General features: G+C 66.1%; 16 protein-coding genes. 5 read left to right on the top strand and 11 right to left on the bottom strand.

The genetic code is table 11. The annotated features are described in order from the left end of the window. Window positions 1-51: 51 nt before the first annotated feature. The 9 genes from lpdA to EWE75_RS17540 all read right to left on the bottom strand — a co-directional run bounded on the left by lpdA (window position 52) and on the right by EWE75_RS17540 (window position 10594). Window positions 52-1443: a dihydrolipoyl dehydrogenase gene (lpdA, locus tag EWE75_RS17580; protein WP_130159417.1), complete on the bottom strand. Its 1392-nt coding sequence runs from the start codon at window positions 1441-1443 to the stop codon at window positions 52-54. Window positions 1444-1554: 111 nt separating this feature from the next. Then, window positions 1555-2769: a 2-oxoglutarate dehydrogenase complex dihydrolipoyllysine-residue succinyltransferase gene (gene odhB / locus EWE75_RS17575; RefSeq protein ID WP_130159416.1), complete on the bottom strand. Its 1215-nt coding sequence runs from the start codon at window positions 2767-2769 to the stop codon at window positions 1555-1557. 109 nt (window positions 2770-2878) lie between these two features. Continuing rightward, window positions 2879-5815 carry a 2-oxoglutarate dehydrogenase E1 component gene (locus EWE75_RS17570; protein ID WP_130159415.1) on the bottom strand — a complete coding sequence of 979 codons (2937 nt, stop codon included), beginning with the start codon at window positions 5813-5815 and terminating at the stop codon, window positions 2879-2881. Between the two features lie 97 nt (window positions 5816-5912). Then, a complete protein-coding gene (gene sucD, locus EWE75_RS17565) occupies window positions 5913-6797 on the bottom strand; it encodes a succinate--CoA ligase subunit alpha (protein ID WP_130159414.1) in 885 nt (294 codons plus the stop codon). Between the two features lie 61 nt (window positions 6798-6858). Then, a complete protein-coding gene (gene mdh / locus EWE75_RS17560; protein WP_130159413.1) occupies window positions 6859-7821 on the bottom strand; it encodes a malate dehydrogenase in 963 nt (320 codons plus the stop codon). Window positions 7822-7940: 119 nt separating this feature from the next. Continuing rightward, a complete protein-coding gene (locus EWE75_RS17555; protein ID WP_130159412.1) occupies window positions 7941-8258 on the bottom strand; it encodes a hypothetical protein in 318 nt (105 codons plus the stop codon). Beyond that, window positions 8255-8581, bottom strand: coding sequence for a YbjQ family protein (locus tag EWE75_RS17550; protein WP_130159411.1), 327 nt, complete (start codon window positions 8579-8581; stop codon window positions 8255-8257). Before EWE75_RS17550 ends, EWE75_RS17555 begins: the two co-directional genes overlap by 4 nt. A gap of 98 nt (window positions 8582-8679) precedes the next feature. Next, entirely contained in the window at window positions 8680-9801 is a 1122-nt protein-coding gene (gene zapE, locus EWE75_RS17545; protein WP_130159410.1) for a cell division protein ZapE, read from the bottom strand. Between the two features lie 10 nt (window positions 9802-9811). Then, complete coding sequence (locus EWE75_RS17540; protein WP_130159409.1) at window positions 9812-10594, bottom strand: succinate dehydrogenase iron-sulfur subunit; 783 nt, start codon at window positions 10592-10594, stop codon at window positions 9812-9814. A gap of 309 nt (window positions 10595-10903) precedes the next feature. Between EWE75_RS17540 and EWE75_RS17535 the strand changes: the two genes are divergently transcribed. After that, entirely contained in the window at window positions 10904-11647 is a 744-nt protein-coding gene (locus EWE75_RS17535) for an SDR family NAD(P)-dependent oxidoreductase (protein WP_130159408.1), read from the top strand. A 38-nt stretch (window positions 11648-11685) separates the two neighbouring features. Here the strand turns inward: EWE75_RS17535 and creD are convergent, their stop codons facing one another. Both creD and EWE75_RS17525 read right to left on the bottom strand, forming a co-directional pair. Next, window positions 11686-13026, bottom strand: a complete 1341-nt coding sequence (creD, locus tag EWE75_RS17530) for a cell envelope integrity protein CreD (RefSeq protein WP_231708431.1) — start codon at window positions 13024-13026, stop codon at window positions 11686-11688. A 101-nt stretch (window positions 13027-13127) separates the two neighbouring features. Then, window positions 13128-14471 carry a methyl-accepting chemotaxis protein gene (locus EWE75_RS17525; RefSeq protein WP_130159457.1) on the bottom strand — a complete coding sequence of 448 codons (1344 nt, stop codon included), beginning with the start codon at window positions 14469-14471 and terminating at the stop codon, window positions 13128-13130. Window positions 14472-14670: 199 nt separating this feature from the next. Between EWE75_RS17525 and sdhC the strand changes: the two genes are divergently transcribed. From sdhC to EWE75_RS17505, 4 genes are all read left to right on the top strand, one after another. Continuing rightward, window positions 14671-15081, top strand: coding sequence for a succinate dehydrogenase, cytochrome b556 subunit (gene sdhC, locus EWE75_RS17520; protein ID WP_130159407.1), 411 nt, complete (start codon window positions 14671-14673; stop codon window positions 15079-15081). Further along, window positions 15081-15476, top strand: coding sequence for a succinate dehydrogenase, hydrophobic membrane anchor protein (gene sdhD, locus EWE75_RS17515; RefSeq protein ID WP_130159406.1), 396 nt, complete (start codon window positions 15081-15083; stop codon window positions 15474-15476). Before sdhC ends, sdhD begins: the two co-directional genes overlap by 1 nt. After that, window positions 15476-17293, top strand: coding sequence for a succinate dehydrogenase flavoprotein subunit (gene sdhA / locus EWE75_RS17510; protein ID WP_130159405.1), 1818 nt, complete (start codon window positions 15476-15478; stop codon window positions 17291-17293). The genes sdhD and sdhA overlap by 1 nt, the downstream gene beginning before the upstream one ends. A 78-nt stretch (window positions 17294-17371) precedes the next feature. Continuing rightward, window positions 17372-17681 (top strand): IS5 family transposase (locus EWE75_RS17505; protein WP_130159404.1); only part of this gene is annotated, 310 nt, incomplete at its 3' end.

The raw sequence follows: 17681 nt of genomic DNA, 5'->3' as shown, positions 1-17681 counted from the left end.
CTGGAGCGCCGCCGGCCGGGCAAGGCCTTTGGATTCACATTTACGCTTAGCTTAAATGTGAATGGCCTTGCCGCGCACCGCCATTGCCGCTTCCTTGATCGCTTCCGAATGCGTCGGATGCGCGTGGCAGGTATAGGCGATGTCCTCGCTGGTCGCGCCCATTTCCATGCCGAGCGCGGCTTCCGCGATCATCGTGCCGGCCGGGACGGCGATCGCCCAGACGCCGAGCACGCGGTCCGATTTGGCATCGGCGATGATTTTCACGAAGCCGTCGGGCTCGTGATTGGTCTTGGCGCGGCTGTTGCCCGCCATCGGGAACTTGCCGACCTTGATCTCGCCCTTTTCCTTGGCGGCTTCTTCGGTCAGGCCGACGCCGGCGATTTCGGGCCAGGTGTAGACGACGCTCGGGATGACAGCGTGGTTCACGATGCCGGTCAGCCCGCCGATATTCTCGGCGACCGCGATGCCCTCGTCCTCGGCCTTGTGCGCGAGCATCGGGCCGGGGATGACGTCACCGATCGCCCAGATGCCGGGGACGGTCGTCTGGAAGCGGTGATCGGTGTCGATCTGGCCACGCGCGTTGACCGAAAGCCCAGCCTTGTCGAGCGCAAGCCCGTCGGTGTTGGGACGACGCCCGATCGAGACCAGCACGCAATCGGCGGTGATCGTCTCGGCGTCGCCACCTGCAGCGGGTTCGACGGTGATGCTGGCGGTGTCGCCGCTCACCGAAACGCCGGTCACCTTGGTCGACAGCTTGAACTCGATGCCCTGCTTCTTGAAGACCTTGTTGGCTTCCTTGCGGATATCGCCATCGAAACCGGGCAGGATCTGGTCCAGATATTCGATGCACGTCACCTTGGCGCCGAGCCGGCGCCACACGCTGCCGAGTTCGAGCCCGATCACGCCGCCGCCGATCACGACGAGATGCTCTGGCACCTTGGCGAGTTCGAGCGCGCCGGTCGAATCGACCACCACCGTCTGGTCGACGGTGACGCCGGGCAGTGGCGTGACCGAAGACCCGGTCGCGATGACGATGTCCTTGGCGGTAACGGTCTGCTCGCCGACCTGAACGGTGTGCGCGTCGACAAAGGCGCCACGGCCCTTCAGCCACGTCACCTTGTTCTTCTTGAACAGATAGGCGATGCCGCCGGTGAGCTGCGTGACGGCATCGATCCGCTGCGCGTGCATCGCCGGCAGATCGAGCTCGGGCGTGACCTTGATGCCCATCTTGGCCATCGTGCCATTGGCCGCCGCATCGAAATATTCCGACGCGTGCAGCATCGCCTTGGACGGGATGCAGCCGACGTTGAGGCAGGTACCACCCAGCGTCTCGCGGCTCTCGACGCAAGCGGTGCGCAGCCCAAGCTGCGCCGCGCGGATCGCCGCGACATAGCCGCCGGGGCCGGAGCCGATCACCAGAACGTCATAGTCGAAATCAGCCATTTTTTATCTCCGTCGCCCCGGCGAAGGCCGGGGCCGGCTTATGGTGTTGCGCTGCATCTCGCAGCGGCCCCGGCCCCAAAGAAATTTGGCGCCGGGGCGACGTCTATATAGTTACAGGTCGATCAGAATGCGCGTCGGGTCTTCGATCGCGTTCTTCAGCGCGACGAGGAACGTGACGGCCTCACGACCATCGATCAGGCGGTGATCGTAGCTGAGCGCGAGGTACATCATCGGGCGCACCACGACCTGCCCGTTCACCACCACAGGGCGCTCATCGATGCGGTGAAGCCCGAGCACCGCCGCCTGCGGCGGGTTGATGATCGGGGTCGACATCAGCGAACCGAACACGCCGCCGTTCGAGATCGTGAATGTGCCGCCCTTCATCTCGTCCATCTTGAGCGTGCCGTCCTTGGCGCGCTTGCCGAAGTCGCCGATCGTCTTCTCGATTGTGGCGACCGACATCTGGTCGGCATCGCGGATCACCGGCACGACAAGGCCACCGGGCGACGACACAGCCACCGAGATATCGGCGTAATCGTGATAGACGATCTCGTCGCCTTCGATCGAGGCGTTGACGCTGGGGATGTCCTTCAGCGCCATCGTCGCGGCCTTCACGAAGAAGCCCATGAAGCCCAGCCGGACACCATGCTTCTTCTCGAACAGATCCTTATACTTGGCGCGGGCCTCGATCACCGCCGTCATGTCGACGTCGTTGAAGGTGGTGAGCATCGCCGCAGTGTTCTGCGCGTCCTTCAGGCGCTTGGCGATCGTCTGGCGCAGCCGCGTCATGCGGACGCGCTCTTCCTTGCGGCCCGTCGCGGCGGCGACCGAAGGCGCGACCGGCAGCGGCGCGGCGGCGGGCGCCGGCGCGGGCTTGGCGGCGAGCACGTCGTCCTTGGTCAGACGGCCATCCTTGCCGGTGCCCTTGAGGTTCGACGGATCGACCCCCGTCTCGAGCACGGCGCGGCGCACCGACGGCGACAACGCGGCTGGCGTGTCTGAGCTGGGCTGCGCGGGCGCTTGCTGCCCAGCGGTCGCGGCGGGGGCCGCAGCCGGAGCAGCCGCAGGCTTGGCGGCGGCCGAACCGTCACCCGCCTCGATCGTCGCGATCATCGCGCCGACTTCGACCGTGTCACCGACCTTGACCGCCCACTCACCCATCACGCCAGCGACCGGCGACGGCACTTCGACCGAGACCTTGTCGGTCTCCAGGCTCGCGATCGGCTCGTCGGCCTGCACCGCCTCGCCCGGCTTCTTGAGCCATTCGCCCAAGGTCGCTTCGGTGATCGATTCGCCCAGAACGGGGACTTTGACTTCGGTTGCCATCGCTATCTTCCTCGTTCCCGGCTGCGGCCGGGGTAAGTTCACGCACTGGAATATCGTGCGCTAATGCATCCATCGGTGACCGCCCCCGGCGCGGGAGCGGCCAGCCGCGTCAGTTCTTCCGCGTGCGACGGATTTCACCGCGCACATTATGGCCGAGCGCCTCGGCGACGAGCGCACCTTGCTCGACGAGATGGCGCTTCATCAGGCCCGTGGCGGGCGACGCCGCCGCCGCACGGCCGGCGTAGCGCGGCCGCTGCACCGAGCCACCCGCCGCGACGAGGCTCGCCTCGATGAACGGCTCGACAAAGCTCCACGCGCCGTTGTTCTTCGGCTCTTCCTGCGCCCACACCACCGTTTCGAGGTTGGGCAGGTTCTGGAAGCGCTTGGTCAGCGCCTCGCTCGGGAACGGATAGAGCTGCTCGACCCGGACGATCGCGGTGGTCTTGTCCTCGGCCGCATCGCGCGCCTCGATCAGATCATAGGCGACCTTGCCGGTGCACAGCACCAGCCGAGTCACATCGGCATCCGCCGGCGCCGATGGATCGGACAGCAGCCGCATGAAGTGGCTGTCGCCGAGGAAGTCGGCGGTCTTCGACACAGCGAGCTTGTGGCGCAGCAGCGACTTCGGCGTGAACACGACCAGCGGCTTGCGGAACGGACGGTGCATCTGCCGGCGCAGCAGGTGGTAATAGTTGGCCGGGGTGGTGCAGTTGGCGATCTGGATATTATCCTGCGCGCACAACTGCAGGAACCGCTCGATCCGCGCCGAGCTATGCTCCGGCCCCTGCCCTTCGTAACCATGCGGCAGCAGCATCACCAGACCGTTGGCGCGAAGCCACTTGCTCTCGCCCGATGCGATGAACTGGTCGATCATGATCTGCGCGCCGTTGGCGAAATCGCCGAACTGCGCTTCCCACAACACCAGCGTCTTCGGGTCGGCCAGCGCATAGCCGTATTCGAAACCGAGCACACCGTACTCGCTGAGCGGCGAGTCGAGCACTTCGAACGTGCCGTGCGGGATCGTTTCGAGCGGGCGATATTTGTGCTCGTCAGTCTGGTCGGTCCACACCGCATGACGCTGGCTGAACGTGCCGCGCCCGGAGTCCTGCCCCGACAGGCGAACGCCATAGCCTTCCGACAGCAGCGAACCGAACGCGAGCGCCTCGCCGGTCGCCCAGTCGAAGGCGGCGCCGTTCTTGAACATCTCACGCTTGGCGTCGAGCACGCGGGCGAGCGTCTTGTGGATCGTCAGACCTTCAGGAACCGTGGTCAGCGTGCGGCCGAGCGAATCGAACAATTTCTGCTCGATGCCCGTTTCGACGCTGCGCCGCGCGGTCTCGGCGTCGGCTGGCGCGTGCAGGCCCGACCAGCGACCGGCGAACCAGTCCGCCTTGTTGGGCTTGTACGCAGCGCCCGCCTCGAACTCGCCTTCGAGCAAGCTGGTGAACGCGCCCACCGTGCTGTCGATCCAGGCGCGATCGATCACCTTCTGCTCGATCAGCTTCTGGCCATAGATTTCGCTGACCGGCGGATGCTGGCGGATCTTCGCGTACATCAGCGGCTGCGTGAAGCCCGGCTCGTCGCCTTCGTTGTGGCCGAAGCGGCGATAGCACCACATGTCGATCACCACGTCGCGGTGGAAGCGCTGGCGGAACTCGATCGCCATCTTGGTGGCGAAGGTCACCGCCTCGGGATCGTCGCCGTTGACGTGGAAGATCGGCGCCTGCACGCCCTTCGCGACATCGCTCGGGTATGGCGACGAGCGCGCGAACTGCGGGCTGGTGGTGAAGCCGATCTGGTTGTTGATGATGAAGTGCAGGCAGCCGCCGGTATTGTAACCACGGATGCCGGAGAAGCCGAGGCACTCCCACACGATGCCCTGGCCCGCGAACGCCGCGTCGCCGTGGATCAGCACCGGCAGCGACGCCTTGTGCTCGTTGAGATCGCCCGCGATCGTCTGGATCGCGCGGACCTTGCCGAGCACGACCGGGTCTTCGGCTTCGAGATGCGAGGGGTTGGCGACCAGCGACATATGCACGCTGATCCCGTCGAATTCACGGTCGGTCGAGGTGCCGAGGTGATACTTCACGTCGCCCGAGCCGGCCACGTCATCGGGATTGTCGGAGCCGCCGCCGAATTCGTGGAAGATCACGCGGAACGGCTTGGCCATCACGTTCGACAGCACGTTGAGCCGGCCGCGATGCGCCATGCCGAACACGATCTCACGCACGCCGAGCGCGCCGCCCGACTTGATGACGCTTTCCAGCGCCGGGATCATGCTCTCGCCGCCATCAAGGCCGAAGCGCTTGGTGCCGACATATTTCTTGCCGCAGAAGCGTTCCCACTGCTCGGCTTCGATCACCTTGTTGAGGATCGCCTTCTTGCCGATATCGGTGAATTCGATCGCCTTGTCCTGGCCTTCCATGCGGTCCTGCAGGAAGCGCCGCTCCTCGACATCGGCGATGTGCATGTATTCGAGGCCGACATTGCCGCAGTAATTGGTGCGCAGCGTCGCGACGATGTCGCGCACGGTCGCCCATTCCATGCCGAGCGTGCCGCCCATATAGACATTGCGGTCGAGATCGGCGCCCGAGAAACCGTGATATTCCGGCGTCAGATCGGCCGGCAGCTCGCGCGAGGACAGGCCAAGCGGATCGAGCGTCGCGGCGAGGTGGCCGCGCACGCGGTAGGTCCGCACCAGCAGTTGGGCACGGATCGAATCGGCGGCGGCACGGACGATATCGGCTTGCGAAGCCGGTGCCGAGGCCGGCGCGGCGGCGGGCTTGGCGCCACCCTTCGCGGGCTTTGGCGCCGCTTCCATCTGGGTCGGGTCAAGCGCCGCAGTCAGATCGTCGGTGCTGGTCAGCGGCCAACTCGCACGCTCCCAGCTCGGGTTCTGCGCGATGCCGTCGAGCCCGTCGAACAGGCTCCGCCATGCCGGCTCGACGCTTTCGGGGGAGGTCTGGTAGCGTGCGTAAAGCGTCTCGATGAACGCCGGGCTAACCCCGGCTGCGATATCACCGAAATCCTGGCCTTCGTAGCCCATCGGACTGTCCTTCTTTGCCCGGCCTAGCCGGAAAACCCTTACGCTCGCTACGCCCCGCACCGCAGCGGCCCCGGCGTTGCCGCCGGGGCAAGTCACTTCAACCGTTCAGCACCGCGACCAAAGTCTCGCCGAGCAGCGAGGGGCTGTCTGCCACCTTGATGCCGGCGGCTTCCATCGCCGCGATCTTGTCCTCGGCGCCGCCCTGGCCGCCCGAGACGATCGCACCGGCATGGCCCATGCGACGGCCCGGAGGCGCGGTGCGGCCCGCGATGAAGCCGGCCATCGGCTTCTTGCGGCCACGCTTGGCCTCGTCACGCAGGAACTGCGCAGCTTCCTCTTCGGCCGAGCCGCCGATTTCGCCGATCATGATGATCGACTGGGTCGCGTCGTCGGCGAGGAACAGTTCGAGCACGTCGATGAAGTTCGTGCCGTTGACCGGATCACCGCCGATGCCGACCGCCGTCGTCTGGCCGAGGCCGGCGTTGGTGGTCTGGAACACCGCCTCATAGGTAAGCGTACCTGAACGCGAGACAACGCCCACCGAGCCCTTGGAAAAGATGTTGCCCGGCATGATGCCGATCTTGCACTCGCCCGGCGTCAGCACGCCCGGGCAGTTCGGCCCGATCAGCCGCGACTTCGAGCCCGACAGCGCGCGCTTCACCTTGACCATGTCGAGCACCGGAATGCCCTCGGTGATCGCGACGATCAGTTCGATCTGGGCGTCGATCGCCTCGAGGATCGAATCGGCCGCGAAGGGGGGCGGCACGTAGATCACCGATGCTGTCGCGCCGGTGACGGCGGCGGCTTCGGCGACGGTGTTGAACACCGGCAGATCGAGGTGGGTGGTGCCACCCTTGCCCGGCGTCACGCCGCCAACCATCTGCGTGCCGTAAGCAAGCGCGGTCTGCGTGTGGAAGCTGCCGGTCTCACCGGTCATGCCCTGGGTGATGACCTTGGTATTCTTGTCGACGAGAATGCTCATGCGGCACTTTTCCCTGAAACGAGGACGCGACGCGGGAGAGTTCCGCGCCGCCGGAGGTCAATCAATTGAGCGACGGGTCGATCGCCTTGCACGCGACCAGCAGTTCCTTGACCGCCTCGACCGAGACGTCGAGGTTCGCCTTGGCCTCGTCCGACAGCGCGATCTCGACGATCTGCTCGACGCCGCCCGCACCGATCACCACCGGCACGCCGACATAGAGGTTGTCGACGCCGTACTGGCCGGTCAGGTTCACCGCCGCCGGCAGCACGCGCTTCTGGTCGTAGAGATAGCTCTCCGCCATCGAGATCGCGCTGGTCGCGGGTGCATAGAAAGCCGAGCCGGTCTTCAGCAGCGCGACGATCTCGCCGCCGCCGCCGCGCGTGCGCTTGATGATCGCGTCGATCTTCTCCTGCGTCGAGCGGCCCATCTTGATGAGATCGGGAACCGGGATGCCCGACACCGTCGAATATTCGATCACCGGCACCATCGTGTCGCCGTGGCCGCCGAGCACGAAACTGGTGACGTCCTTGATCGAGACCTGGAATTCTTCCGCCAGGAACGCGCTGAAGCGCGACGAATCGAGCACGCCGGCCATGCCGACAACCTTCTCGGCGGGAAGCCCGGAGAATTCACGCAGCGCCCACACCATCGCGTCGAGCGGGTTGGTGATGCAGATCACGAAGGCGTCGGGCGCGTTGGCCTTGATGCCCTCGCCGACCGACTTCATCACCTTGAGGTTGATGCCGAGCAGATCGTCGCGGCTCATGCCCGGCTTGCGGGCGACGCCAGCGGTGACGATGATGACGTCCGCGCCCGCGATATCGGCATAATCGTTGGTGCCGATGATCTTGGCGTCGAAGCCTTCGACCGGCGCGCATTGCGTGAGATCGAGCGCCTTGCCCTGCGGAACGCCCTCGACCACGTCGAACAGGACGATATCTCCGAGAGCTTTCAGCGCAGCGAGATGGGCGAGCGTGCCGCCGATATTGCCTGCGCCGATAAGGGCGATCTTCTTGCGGGCCATTGTCATCCTTTCCGGATCGTTACGAGCCGCGCGCGCGGCCTTTTATGCCATCTGACGCGGCGCGGCTTAGGCCGGTTTGCGCGCAAGGGCAACCGCTAAAGGTTTCATCGTCACGCTTATTATTGCAATTCATTCGCAGGTGCGTTAACGTCGTCGTCCGCTGCGACATAGCGACGTTCGCCGCTGCTCGGACTGACCCACACCACCATCACCTTGCCCGAAGCATCGTCGATGAACCGCTCCGGCGTCTCGCGCCAGTCCCCGCCGACCGGCGCCGCACGCGCCGCCCCATAGCGCGCCCGCTCGAACAGCACGCCCGCCAGCACCACCCCGGTCCAGATCAGCACCGGCCATTGCAACGGCGCCAGCACGACCACGACCAGCGCCACGGTGAACGCCAGCATCGCCGCAACGGTGACGAACACGCGCAGCATCATTCAGGCGCCGGATCGAGGATGACGGCGGTGCCATAGGCGACCACCTCGTTCATCGACTGCGCGATCTCGCCCGAGTCGAATCGCATCATCACGATCGCATTGGCGCCCATCAGCGTTGCGTTCTGCACCATCCGGTCGATCGCGTGGCGCCGCGTTTCCTCGATCAGCCGGGTATATTCGGGAATCTCCCCGCCGACGATCGAGCGCAGGCTCGCGGTGATGTTGCCGCCCAATCCGCGGCTCCGCACGACGACCCCAAAGACAGGGCCAAGCGTGGCGCGAACGGCATGACCGGGGACGTTTTCGGTGGTGGTGACGAGCATATTGGCCTCTCCTTGGCGTCAGGAGAAGAATAGCATCGCGAACCGATCACACCAACACGCAAGCCACTCCCCAACGAAGGCGGCGGCCCATATGTGCGTTACGCCGCGCCCGCCGAACCATGCCCCTGCGCGAGATACTCGTCCGACTGCATTTCCTCCAGCCGGCTCACCGTGCGCTCGAACTCGAAGCGGCCATCGCCGGTCTCGTACAGCCGCTCCGGCTCGGCATCCGCCGCCGCGAGCAGCTTGACCTTATGCTCGTACAGCGCGTCGATCAGCGCGACGAAGCGCGCCGCCTCGTTGCGGTTCTCCGGCCCGAGCTTGGGGATGCCGACGAGGATCACGGTATGATAGCGCCGCGCCACCGCGAGATAGTCCGCCGCGCCGCGCGCCTCGCCGCACAGCCGCCTGAACGAGAACACCGCCACGCCCTTGATGCTCTTGGGCACATGCAGCGTGCGCCCGCCCTCGACCGGAATATCCTCGGCCGGCACATGCGCGCGGTCCTCGACCGGGAAGTCGGTGAGCCGGAAGAAATCGCCCGACAGCAACGCCGTCGCCTGCGGGCCGTTGGGCACCAGCCAGGTATCGATCTTGCCGAGCCGGTCGCGCCGGTAATCTACGGGTCCATTGAGCGTCAGCACGTCCATCTTCTGCTCGATCAGATCGATGAAGGGCAGGAAATGCTCGCGGTTGAGGCCGTTCTTGTAGAGGTCGCTCGGGTGCCGGTTCGAAGTCGTCACCACCGTCACGCCCTCGGCCAGCAACTGCGTGAACAGCCGCGACAGGATCATCGCGTCGGGGCTGTTGGTCACCATGATCTCGTCGAAGGCGAGCACGCGCGTTTCCTCGGCGATCGCGCGCGCGGCGGGGACGATCGGGTCACCGACCTCCTTCGCGCGCTCGGCGGCGATGCGGCGATGCACTTCGAGCATGAATTCGGAGAAATGCACGCGGCGCTTGCGGCGGATGGCGAGGCTGTCGAAGAACAGGTCCATCAGCATCGATTTGCCGCGCCCGACCCCGCCCCAGATGTACAGCCCGCGCACCGGATCCGGCTTGCGGCCGAGCAGCTTCCACAGCGTCGAGCCGCGCTTCGGCACCGCCTGGAGTTCGGTCGCAAGCGAATCGAGCCGCGCCGCCACCGCCGCCTGCTCGGCATCGACCCGCAACTCGCCCGAAGCGACGAGCGCGTTGTACCGGGCGAGAACGTTACTCATGCCGCGTGTCTTACAGGACGCGCTCGGCTTCCATTTTCTTGATCTCGGCGATCGCCTTGGCCGGGTTCAGCCCCTTCGGGCAGACGTTGGCGCAGTTCATGATCGTGTGGCAGCGATACAGACGGAACGGGTCTTCGAGCTGGTCGAGCCGCTCGCCGGTCATCTCGTCGCGGCTGTCGGCGAGCCAGCGATAGGCCTGCAACAGGATCGCCGGGCCGAGGAACTTGTCCGAATTCCACCAATAGCTCGGGCACGAGGTCGAGCAGCACGCGCACAGGATGCACTCGTACAGGCCGTCGAGCTTCTCGCGGTCCTCAGGGGACTGGAGCCGCTCCTTGCCCGGGTTGGGCGTCACGGTCTGCAACCACGGCTTGATCGACGAATATTGCGCGTAGAAATGCGTGAAATCGGGGACGAGATCCTTGATGACGTCCATGTGCGGCAGCGGGGTGATGCGGATGTCGCCCCGGATATCCTCGATCGCGGTGGTGCAGGCGAGGCCGTTCTTGCCGTCCATGTTCATCGCGCACGATCCGCAGATGCCCTCGCGGCACGAGCGGCGGAAGGTCAGCGATGAATCCTGTTCGGATTTCATCTTGATGAGCGCGTCGAGCACCATCGGGCCGCAGGTGTCGAGATCGATCTCGAACGTGTCGTAGCGCGGATTCTCGCCAAGATCGGGATCGTAGCGGTAGATCTTGAACTTCTTGACGCGCTTCGCCTCCGCGGCTGCCTTGTGGACCTTGCCGGTCGCTTTGGGCTTGCTGTTCGCGGGAAGGAAGAATTCGGCCATTGTGATCGGTGTCCCGTGGCTGGTGAGCGGCGAAGCGCCCGGACTTTGCACTGCCGTTACACAAGCATGCGCCGCCTCGCAAACATTCCCTCGCGTGCTGCAACGCGGCTGCGGCGCGCGGCGCCGGATTATCTACCGATCGGTAGATAATATTTTTGCGAGACTTACAATACTGATATTGCTTTATATTCTGCGAGGTCAGGCCACCAGCCGCCCGCCGCGCGGGCTTGATATGCCCCCCGGCACCGCCATCTTCGCCGCGACGCGGAAAGACCGTCCATCCGGCGGGACTGCGCAGCGGAGTTCGTCATGAGCACCAGATTCGAAGGTAAGAAGGCGATCGTCACCGGCGGCTCGCGCGGCATCGGCGCCGCCATCGCCAAGCGGCTCGCCGCCGAAGGCGCGGACGTCGCCATCACCTATGCCGGCAACCAGGAAGCCGCCACCGTCACCGTCGGCGCAATCACCGCCGCCGGCCGTCGCGGCCACGCCATCCAGGCGAACGCGGGCGATCCCGCCGCGCAGGCCGACGCGATCGGACAGGCGATCGATGCGCTCGGCGGCCTCGACATCCTCGTCCATAATGCCGGCGTGTTCGAGATCGCGCCCGTCGACCAGAGCGACAGCGCCGCGTTCGAGCGGATGTTCGCGGTCAACGTCGGCGGCGTGCAGGCCGGCACCGCCGCCGCCGCGCCGCGCATCAACGACGGCGGGCGCGTCATCATCATCGGCAGCATCAACGGCGACCGCTCACTCATGCCGGGCCTCGCCCCCTATGGCGCCTCGAAGGCGGCGGTGGCTGGCCTGGCGCGTGGCTGGGCGCGCGATCTCGCGCCGCGCGGCATTCTCGTCAATGTGGTGCAGCCGGGCCCGGTCGATACCGACATGAACCCCGCCGACAGCGCATTCGCCGAACATTTGACCGCGATGATCCCGATCGGCCGCTACGGCCGCAGCGAGGAGATCGCGGCGGTGACGGCGTTCCTCGCCAGCGACGAGGCGTCGTTCATCACCGGCACGACGATCGACGTCGATGGCGGCCTCTCGGCCTGACGAGACCGGGGCATGCCCTGCGGCATGCCCCATCCCGCTCACCCGCGCCGGCCCCAGTCCATGCCGCGTGTGAGGTACATCACCCCGGCGAGCGCCGCGAACAGCAGCAGCGATCCGATCAGCAGCGAATAGGCTTCGAGGCTGAGCAGCACATACAGCACGCCGTACAAAGCGACGAGCAACGCGGCGATGAACCCGGCGCGCCGCCGGCTCCGCAACACCGCCGAGGAATAAGCGGTGAGCAACCCGATGATCGCCGCCGCCGCGACGACATAGGCGATCATGAAGCCCGTCACCTCGGCGAACGCCAGCAACATCACAAAGAACAGCACCAGCCCCGCGCCGACCAGCCCAAGCTCGATCGGTGAGACGCGCGCGCCGCCGATCAGGTCGAACATCAGAAACGCCATGAAGGTGAAGCCGATGAACAGGAAACCGTATTTCACGGATCGGTTGACCTGATCGTACACGTCGACCGGCGTGACCAGATCGACTCGCGCCTGAGTCACCGGCAGGCTGTCGGCGGCCTGATCGGCATCGGTCGAGACCAGCGCGCGGCCGAGCGCGAGGTTGCCGACTCGCCACGTCGCGGCGAAACCCTTCGCCGACAGCTTGGACGTGCCCGGCAGCAAATCGCCCTGGAAACTCGGGCTCGCCCACGACGACCGCACCGTCCACGCGGTATCGCCGCCCAGCGGCGCGAGCGCCAGGCTGCCATTGCCGCGCACCTGATAATCATAGGCGACGCGCAGCGGCTTTGATCCAAGCGCGCTCGCGTCGAACGCGGTGAAGAAGCCCGATCCGCCCGTGGCGGGTGGCCCCTTGCCCGGTTGCAGGGCAAGCCGCCGCCCCTCGACCGCCACCACCGGCGGCGCGCCGACCAGCCCGCCTGCATCGCTTACTCCGAAGCGCAGTTCGGCGCGGTCCAGCGCAAGCGCCTCGCGCGACACGCCGTAGCGGCTCAGATCAGCGGGCAGGCTGAAGCGCGCGCTGCCACGGTTGCGCGCCTCGTACACTACCGTCTCGTAGATCGATCGCCGCCGCACCTGCGGCGCAAGCGTCGAGTCGATCGCGGCAACATCGGGCGTCAGCATCAGCGTGCGCCAGACGCTCGCGGTCTTCGTAACCTGCTTGCCCCCTTCGCTCACCGCCTCCTGCGTCTGCGCGAGATAGGGGATGGCGAGCAGCGGCCCGGCGATCACCTGCGCGCCGCCCCACCCTTCGGCGATCGACGCGCGCGCGGTGCGCGACTGCGACTGGCGATCGTAGACGAGCAGATAGACGGTGAAGAGCGGCACCGCGAGCAAGCCCGCGATCAGCATCGCAAACAGCATCTTGATGGCCGGGGTACGCTCCGGCCGAATAGCGTCGTCCTGCATGGCAAAGCCTCCTGACAAGGGAGGCCAAGCGCTAGGCGCAGCCGGGGGTGCGGTCCAAAGGGTTTCCCGTCATCCGCGTGTGCAGATGCCGTGCAGACCGCTCAGGCCGCGACCTGCGCCACGAAATCGGCGGCGCTGGTCTTGAGCGTGCCGAGCTTGCCGTTGAGCGTCTCGAAACCGCGCCCGACCTGGTCGATATCGGCGGCGACGCTCTCGGTATCCTCGCGGATCGTGGCGATGGTGTGGGACATCGAATCGGCGGCGAGCGCAGTCTCGTCGACAGCCGCGGTGATCGTGGTGACGGTCTGCGCCTGCGCCTCCATCGCGCGACGGATGCGGTTGGCGCTGTCCTGCACCTCGGCGACGGTCGACTGGATCGAGGCGTTGGTCACCACTGTCGAGCGTGTCGCGGACTGGATCGCGGCGATCTTGGCGGCGATATCGTCGGTCGCGCGCGCGGTTTGGCTGGCGAGGCTCTTCACCTCCTGCGCGACCACCGCGAAGCCGCGCCCGGCATCGCCCGCGCGCGCCGCCTCGATCGTGGCGTTGAGGGCGAGCAGATTGGTCTGCCCGGCGATATCGCGAATGAGGCCGAGGATCGATTCGATCGACTTGGCATGCTCGCTCAGTGCCTCCGACATGCCGACCGCCTGGCTCGCCTGCGCGGACGCGCGCGTGGCGATCTCGGCGGCGGCCTCGACTTCGCCGCGCGCATCCCCGATCGCGCGGATCAGCCCGGCGGCGGTCCGCGCCGCTTCGCGCATCGCCATCGCCGATTGCTCGGCGGCGGCGGCGACCTCCGATGTCTTGCCGAGCATCCCGCGCGTCGCGGCCGAGGTCCGCACCGAATGCAAGCGCAACGCGGCGCTGCCTTCAGCCGCGCTTTCGACCACCTCGGTGATCCCCTCGCGGAACTGCGCGGCGAGTCGCTCACGCGCGACGAGCGCGGCATGCTCATCGTAACTGCGATAGATTGATCCGGTGACGTCGGCCTCCAGCGCGGACAGCCGCATCAGCGCGTCGAGCATCGCCGGCAGCCGCGCATCATCGGCGCTGACCCGCTTGAGCAGCACCGTCAGCGCGACCCGATCGCTCGCGCAGATCATCGCGCGCAGCGCCATCGGCGCGATTCCGCCCTTTGCCGCCGAAGCGACCGCGCGCTCGATCGATTCGATCCACGCGCGCCCGGTGGGATCGAGAAAGCGGTCGCGCAGGAAGGTGCAGCCGATGTCGACCATCCGCTCGGTCTCGTGCCGCGCCCACACGCGCTCGTCGGAAAAGCGGCGAAGCCACTGCGCCCAATAGCCTTCGGAGATCGCGCGCGCATCGGGTTCGAGGATCGCCCACAGCTCGCGGCAGGTCGCCAGCACCGCCGGATCCATGTCGAACGCGCGCAGCCGCGCGCCGATATCGAACGTCGCCGCGATAGCACCGGGTGCGGGCAGATCCGTGAGGGGCAAGCAGCGACTCCCAATGCGGGCGAAGGACGCGAATATGCGCCCAGTGCCCCGGCTAGAGCGAAGCTGGTTAAGGTGAGGTTAGGAACCAACGCCGGGCCGCCGCCGATTCATATTGCGTCGCAGCGCTTGCATCGGGGCGTGTGCCGACTAATACGGCGCCCATAGCCCGTAAGAGGATCAGCCCTTGGCCAGCCAACGCCCCGCCGCCCGCCCGTTAAGCCCGCACCTCAGCATCTGGAGGTGGGGACCGCATATGACGGTCTCGATTCTCCACCGCGTGACCGGCAGCGGCATGGCGACGGTCGGCACGTTGCTGCTGGTCTGGTGGCTCGCGGCGATCGCCGGCGGCCCGCAGAGCTATGCGGTGTTCCACATGGTCTTCGCCGAATTCGGCAAGGGCGCGCTCGGCTATATCTTCGGGGTGGGGCTGACCCTGTCGTTCTTCCAGCACATGGCGAGCGGCATCCGCCACTTCATCCTCGACACTGGCGCCGGCTATGAACTGAACAGCGCCAAGCGCGCGGCGATGGCGACCTTCGTCTTCTCGGTGCTCGCGACGATCGCGTTCTGGGCCTTTCTGTTGGGAGCCAAATAATGCGTGGCGGTACGGAACTGGGTCGCGTTCGCGGCCTCGGCAGCGCCAAGGCTGGCGCGCATCACTGGCTGACGCATCGCATCACGGCGGCGTCCAACCTTTTCCTGATGCTGTGGTTCGTCATCGTGATCGCGCGGCTGCCGGCCTATGATTACGGAACGGTACGGCCGTGGCTCGCCTCGGCATGGGTAGCGGTGCCGATGATCCTGCTGATCGTCTCGGTGTTCTGGCACTTCCGGCTCGGGCTTCAGGTCGTGATCGAGGATTACGTCCATGCCGAAACCCGCGTCGCGCTGATGTTCTTGCTCAACTTCTTCGTGGTCGCCACGTCGGCGATCGCGATCTTCTCGATTCTCAAAGTGGCGTTCACCGCCGCCGCCGGAGTGCCCGCCTGATGTCTGACGCCTATAAGATCATCGACCACAGCTACGATACCGTCGTGGTCGGCGCCGGCGGTTCGGGCCTGCGCGCGACGATGGGCAGCGCCGAGGCCGGCCTGCGCACCGCCTGCATCACCAAAGTGTTTCCGACGCGCAGCCATACGGTCGCGGCGCAGGGCGGCATCGCCGCCAGCCTCGGCAACAACACGCCCGACCATTGGACGTGGCATATGTACGACACCGTCAAGGGTTCCGACTGGCTCGGCGACCAGGACGCGATCGAATATATGGTGCGCGAGGCGCCCGCCGCCGTCTATGAACTCGAACATGCCGGCGTGCCGTTCAGCCGCAACGAGGACGGCACGATCTACCAGCGCCCGTTCGGCGGCCACATGCAGAACATGGGCGAAGGCCCGCCCGTACAGCGCACCTGCGCCGCCGCCGACCGCACCGGCCACGCGATGCTCCACGCGCTCTATCAGCAGAGCCTCAAGTACGACGCCGATTTCTACATCGAATATTTCGCGCTCGATCTCATCATGGAGAAGGGCGCTGACGGCGTGCCGGTCTGCCGTGGCGTGATCGCGCTCTGCATGGAAACCGGCGCGATCCACCGCTTCCGCGCGCAGGCGGTGGTGCTGGCGACCGGCGGCTACGGCCGCTGCTATTTCTCGGCGACCTCGGCGCACACCTGCACCGGCGACGGCGGCGGCATGGTGCTGCGCGCCGGCCTGCCCCTGCAGGATCTCGAATTCGTCCAGTTCCACCCGACCGGCATCTATGGCGCGGGCGTGCTCATCACCGAGGGCGCACGCGGCGAAGGCGGCTACCTGACCAATTCCGAGGGCGAGCGCTTCATGGAGCGCTATGCCCCCTCCGCCAAGGATCTCGCCTCGCGCGACGTCGTCTCGCGTTCGATGGCGCTGGAAATGCGCGAAGGGCGGGGCGTCGGCGAGCACAAGGACCATATCTTCCTGCACCTCGATCACATCGATCCCAAGGTGCTGGCCGAACGGCTCCCCGGCATCACCGAGAGCGGCAAGATCTTCGCCGGCGTCGATCTCGCGCGCCAGCCGCTCCCCGTCACGCCGACGGTGCATTACAACATGGGCGGCATCCCGTGTAACTATCACGGCCAGGTCGTCACCAAGGTCGGCGACGATCCCGAAGTGTCGGTGCCCGGCCTGTTCGCGGTCGGCGAAGCCGCCTGCGTCTCGGTCCACGGCGCAAATCGACTCGGCTCGAACTCGCTGATCGATCTCGTCGTGTTCGGCCGCGCTACCGGCCTGCACCTGAAAGAGACGCTCAAGCCCAACGCCACGCAGCAGCCGCTGCCCAAGGACTCGGCCGATCTCGCGCTCGCGCGGCTCGACAGGTTCCGCAATGCCGACGGCAGTTCGACGACGGCGGAAATCCGGCTTGAGATGCAGCGCACGATGCAGAAGCATGCTGCGGTGTTCCGCGACAGCGCGCTGCTCAGCGAAGGCGTCGCCAAGATGCAGCAGGTCAACAAGCGCCTTCAGGACGTCCGCGTCACCGATCGCTCGCTGATCTGGAACACCGATCTGGTCGAGACGCTCGAACTCGACAACCTCATGTGCCAGGCGGTCGCCACGATCACCAGCGCCGAAGCCCGCAAGGAATCGCGCGGCGCGCACGCGCACGAGGATTTCCCCGATCGCGACGACACCAACTGGATGAAGCACACGATCAGTTGGTTCGACGGCTGGGGCGGCTCGGATGGCAAGGTGACGCTCGATTATCGCCCGGTCCACGATTACACGCTGACCGACGACGCCGAGTACATCAAACCCAAGAAACGCGTGTACTAGGACGTGGTGACGATTTAAGGATCAGGGATTCCCAATCGCTGTTAAATCGGATTCAAGGCTGATTTTTGGAGATCAGCGATGGATTGCGATGCGCTTCGGGATGATCAATGGGACCGGATCAAAGGGTTCGTGCCTGGCGGGACGAAGGGTAAGCGTGGCCCCCGCACCGACAACCGGAAATTTCTGGATGCTCTGCTGTGGATGGCGCGCTCGGGCGGGCGCTGGCGCGACCTGCCGGAACGGCTCGGCGACTATCGGTCTGTAAAACGGCGCTATTATCGCTGGATCGAGATGGGCGTTCTCGACGCGATGTTGTCGGTGCTGACGCGTGAGGCCGATCTTGAATGGCTGATGATCGACAGCACCATCGTACGCGCCCACCAGCATG

It is taken from the genome of Sphingomonas populi (genome assembly GCF_004208535.1).
GTDB lineage: Bacteria > Pseudomonadota > Alphaproteobacteria > Sphingomonadales > Sphingomonadaceae > Sphingomonas > Sphingomonas populi.
This window is presented reverse-complemented; position numbering and strand designations above follow the sequence as displayed.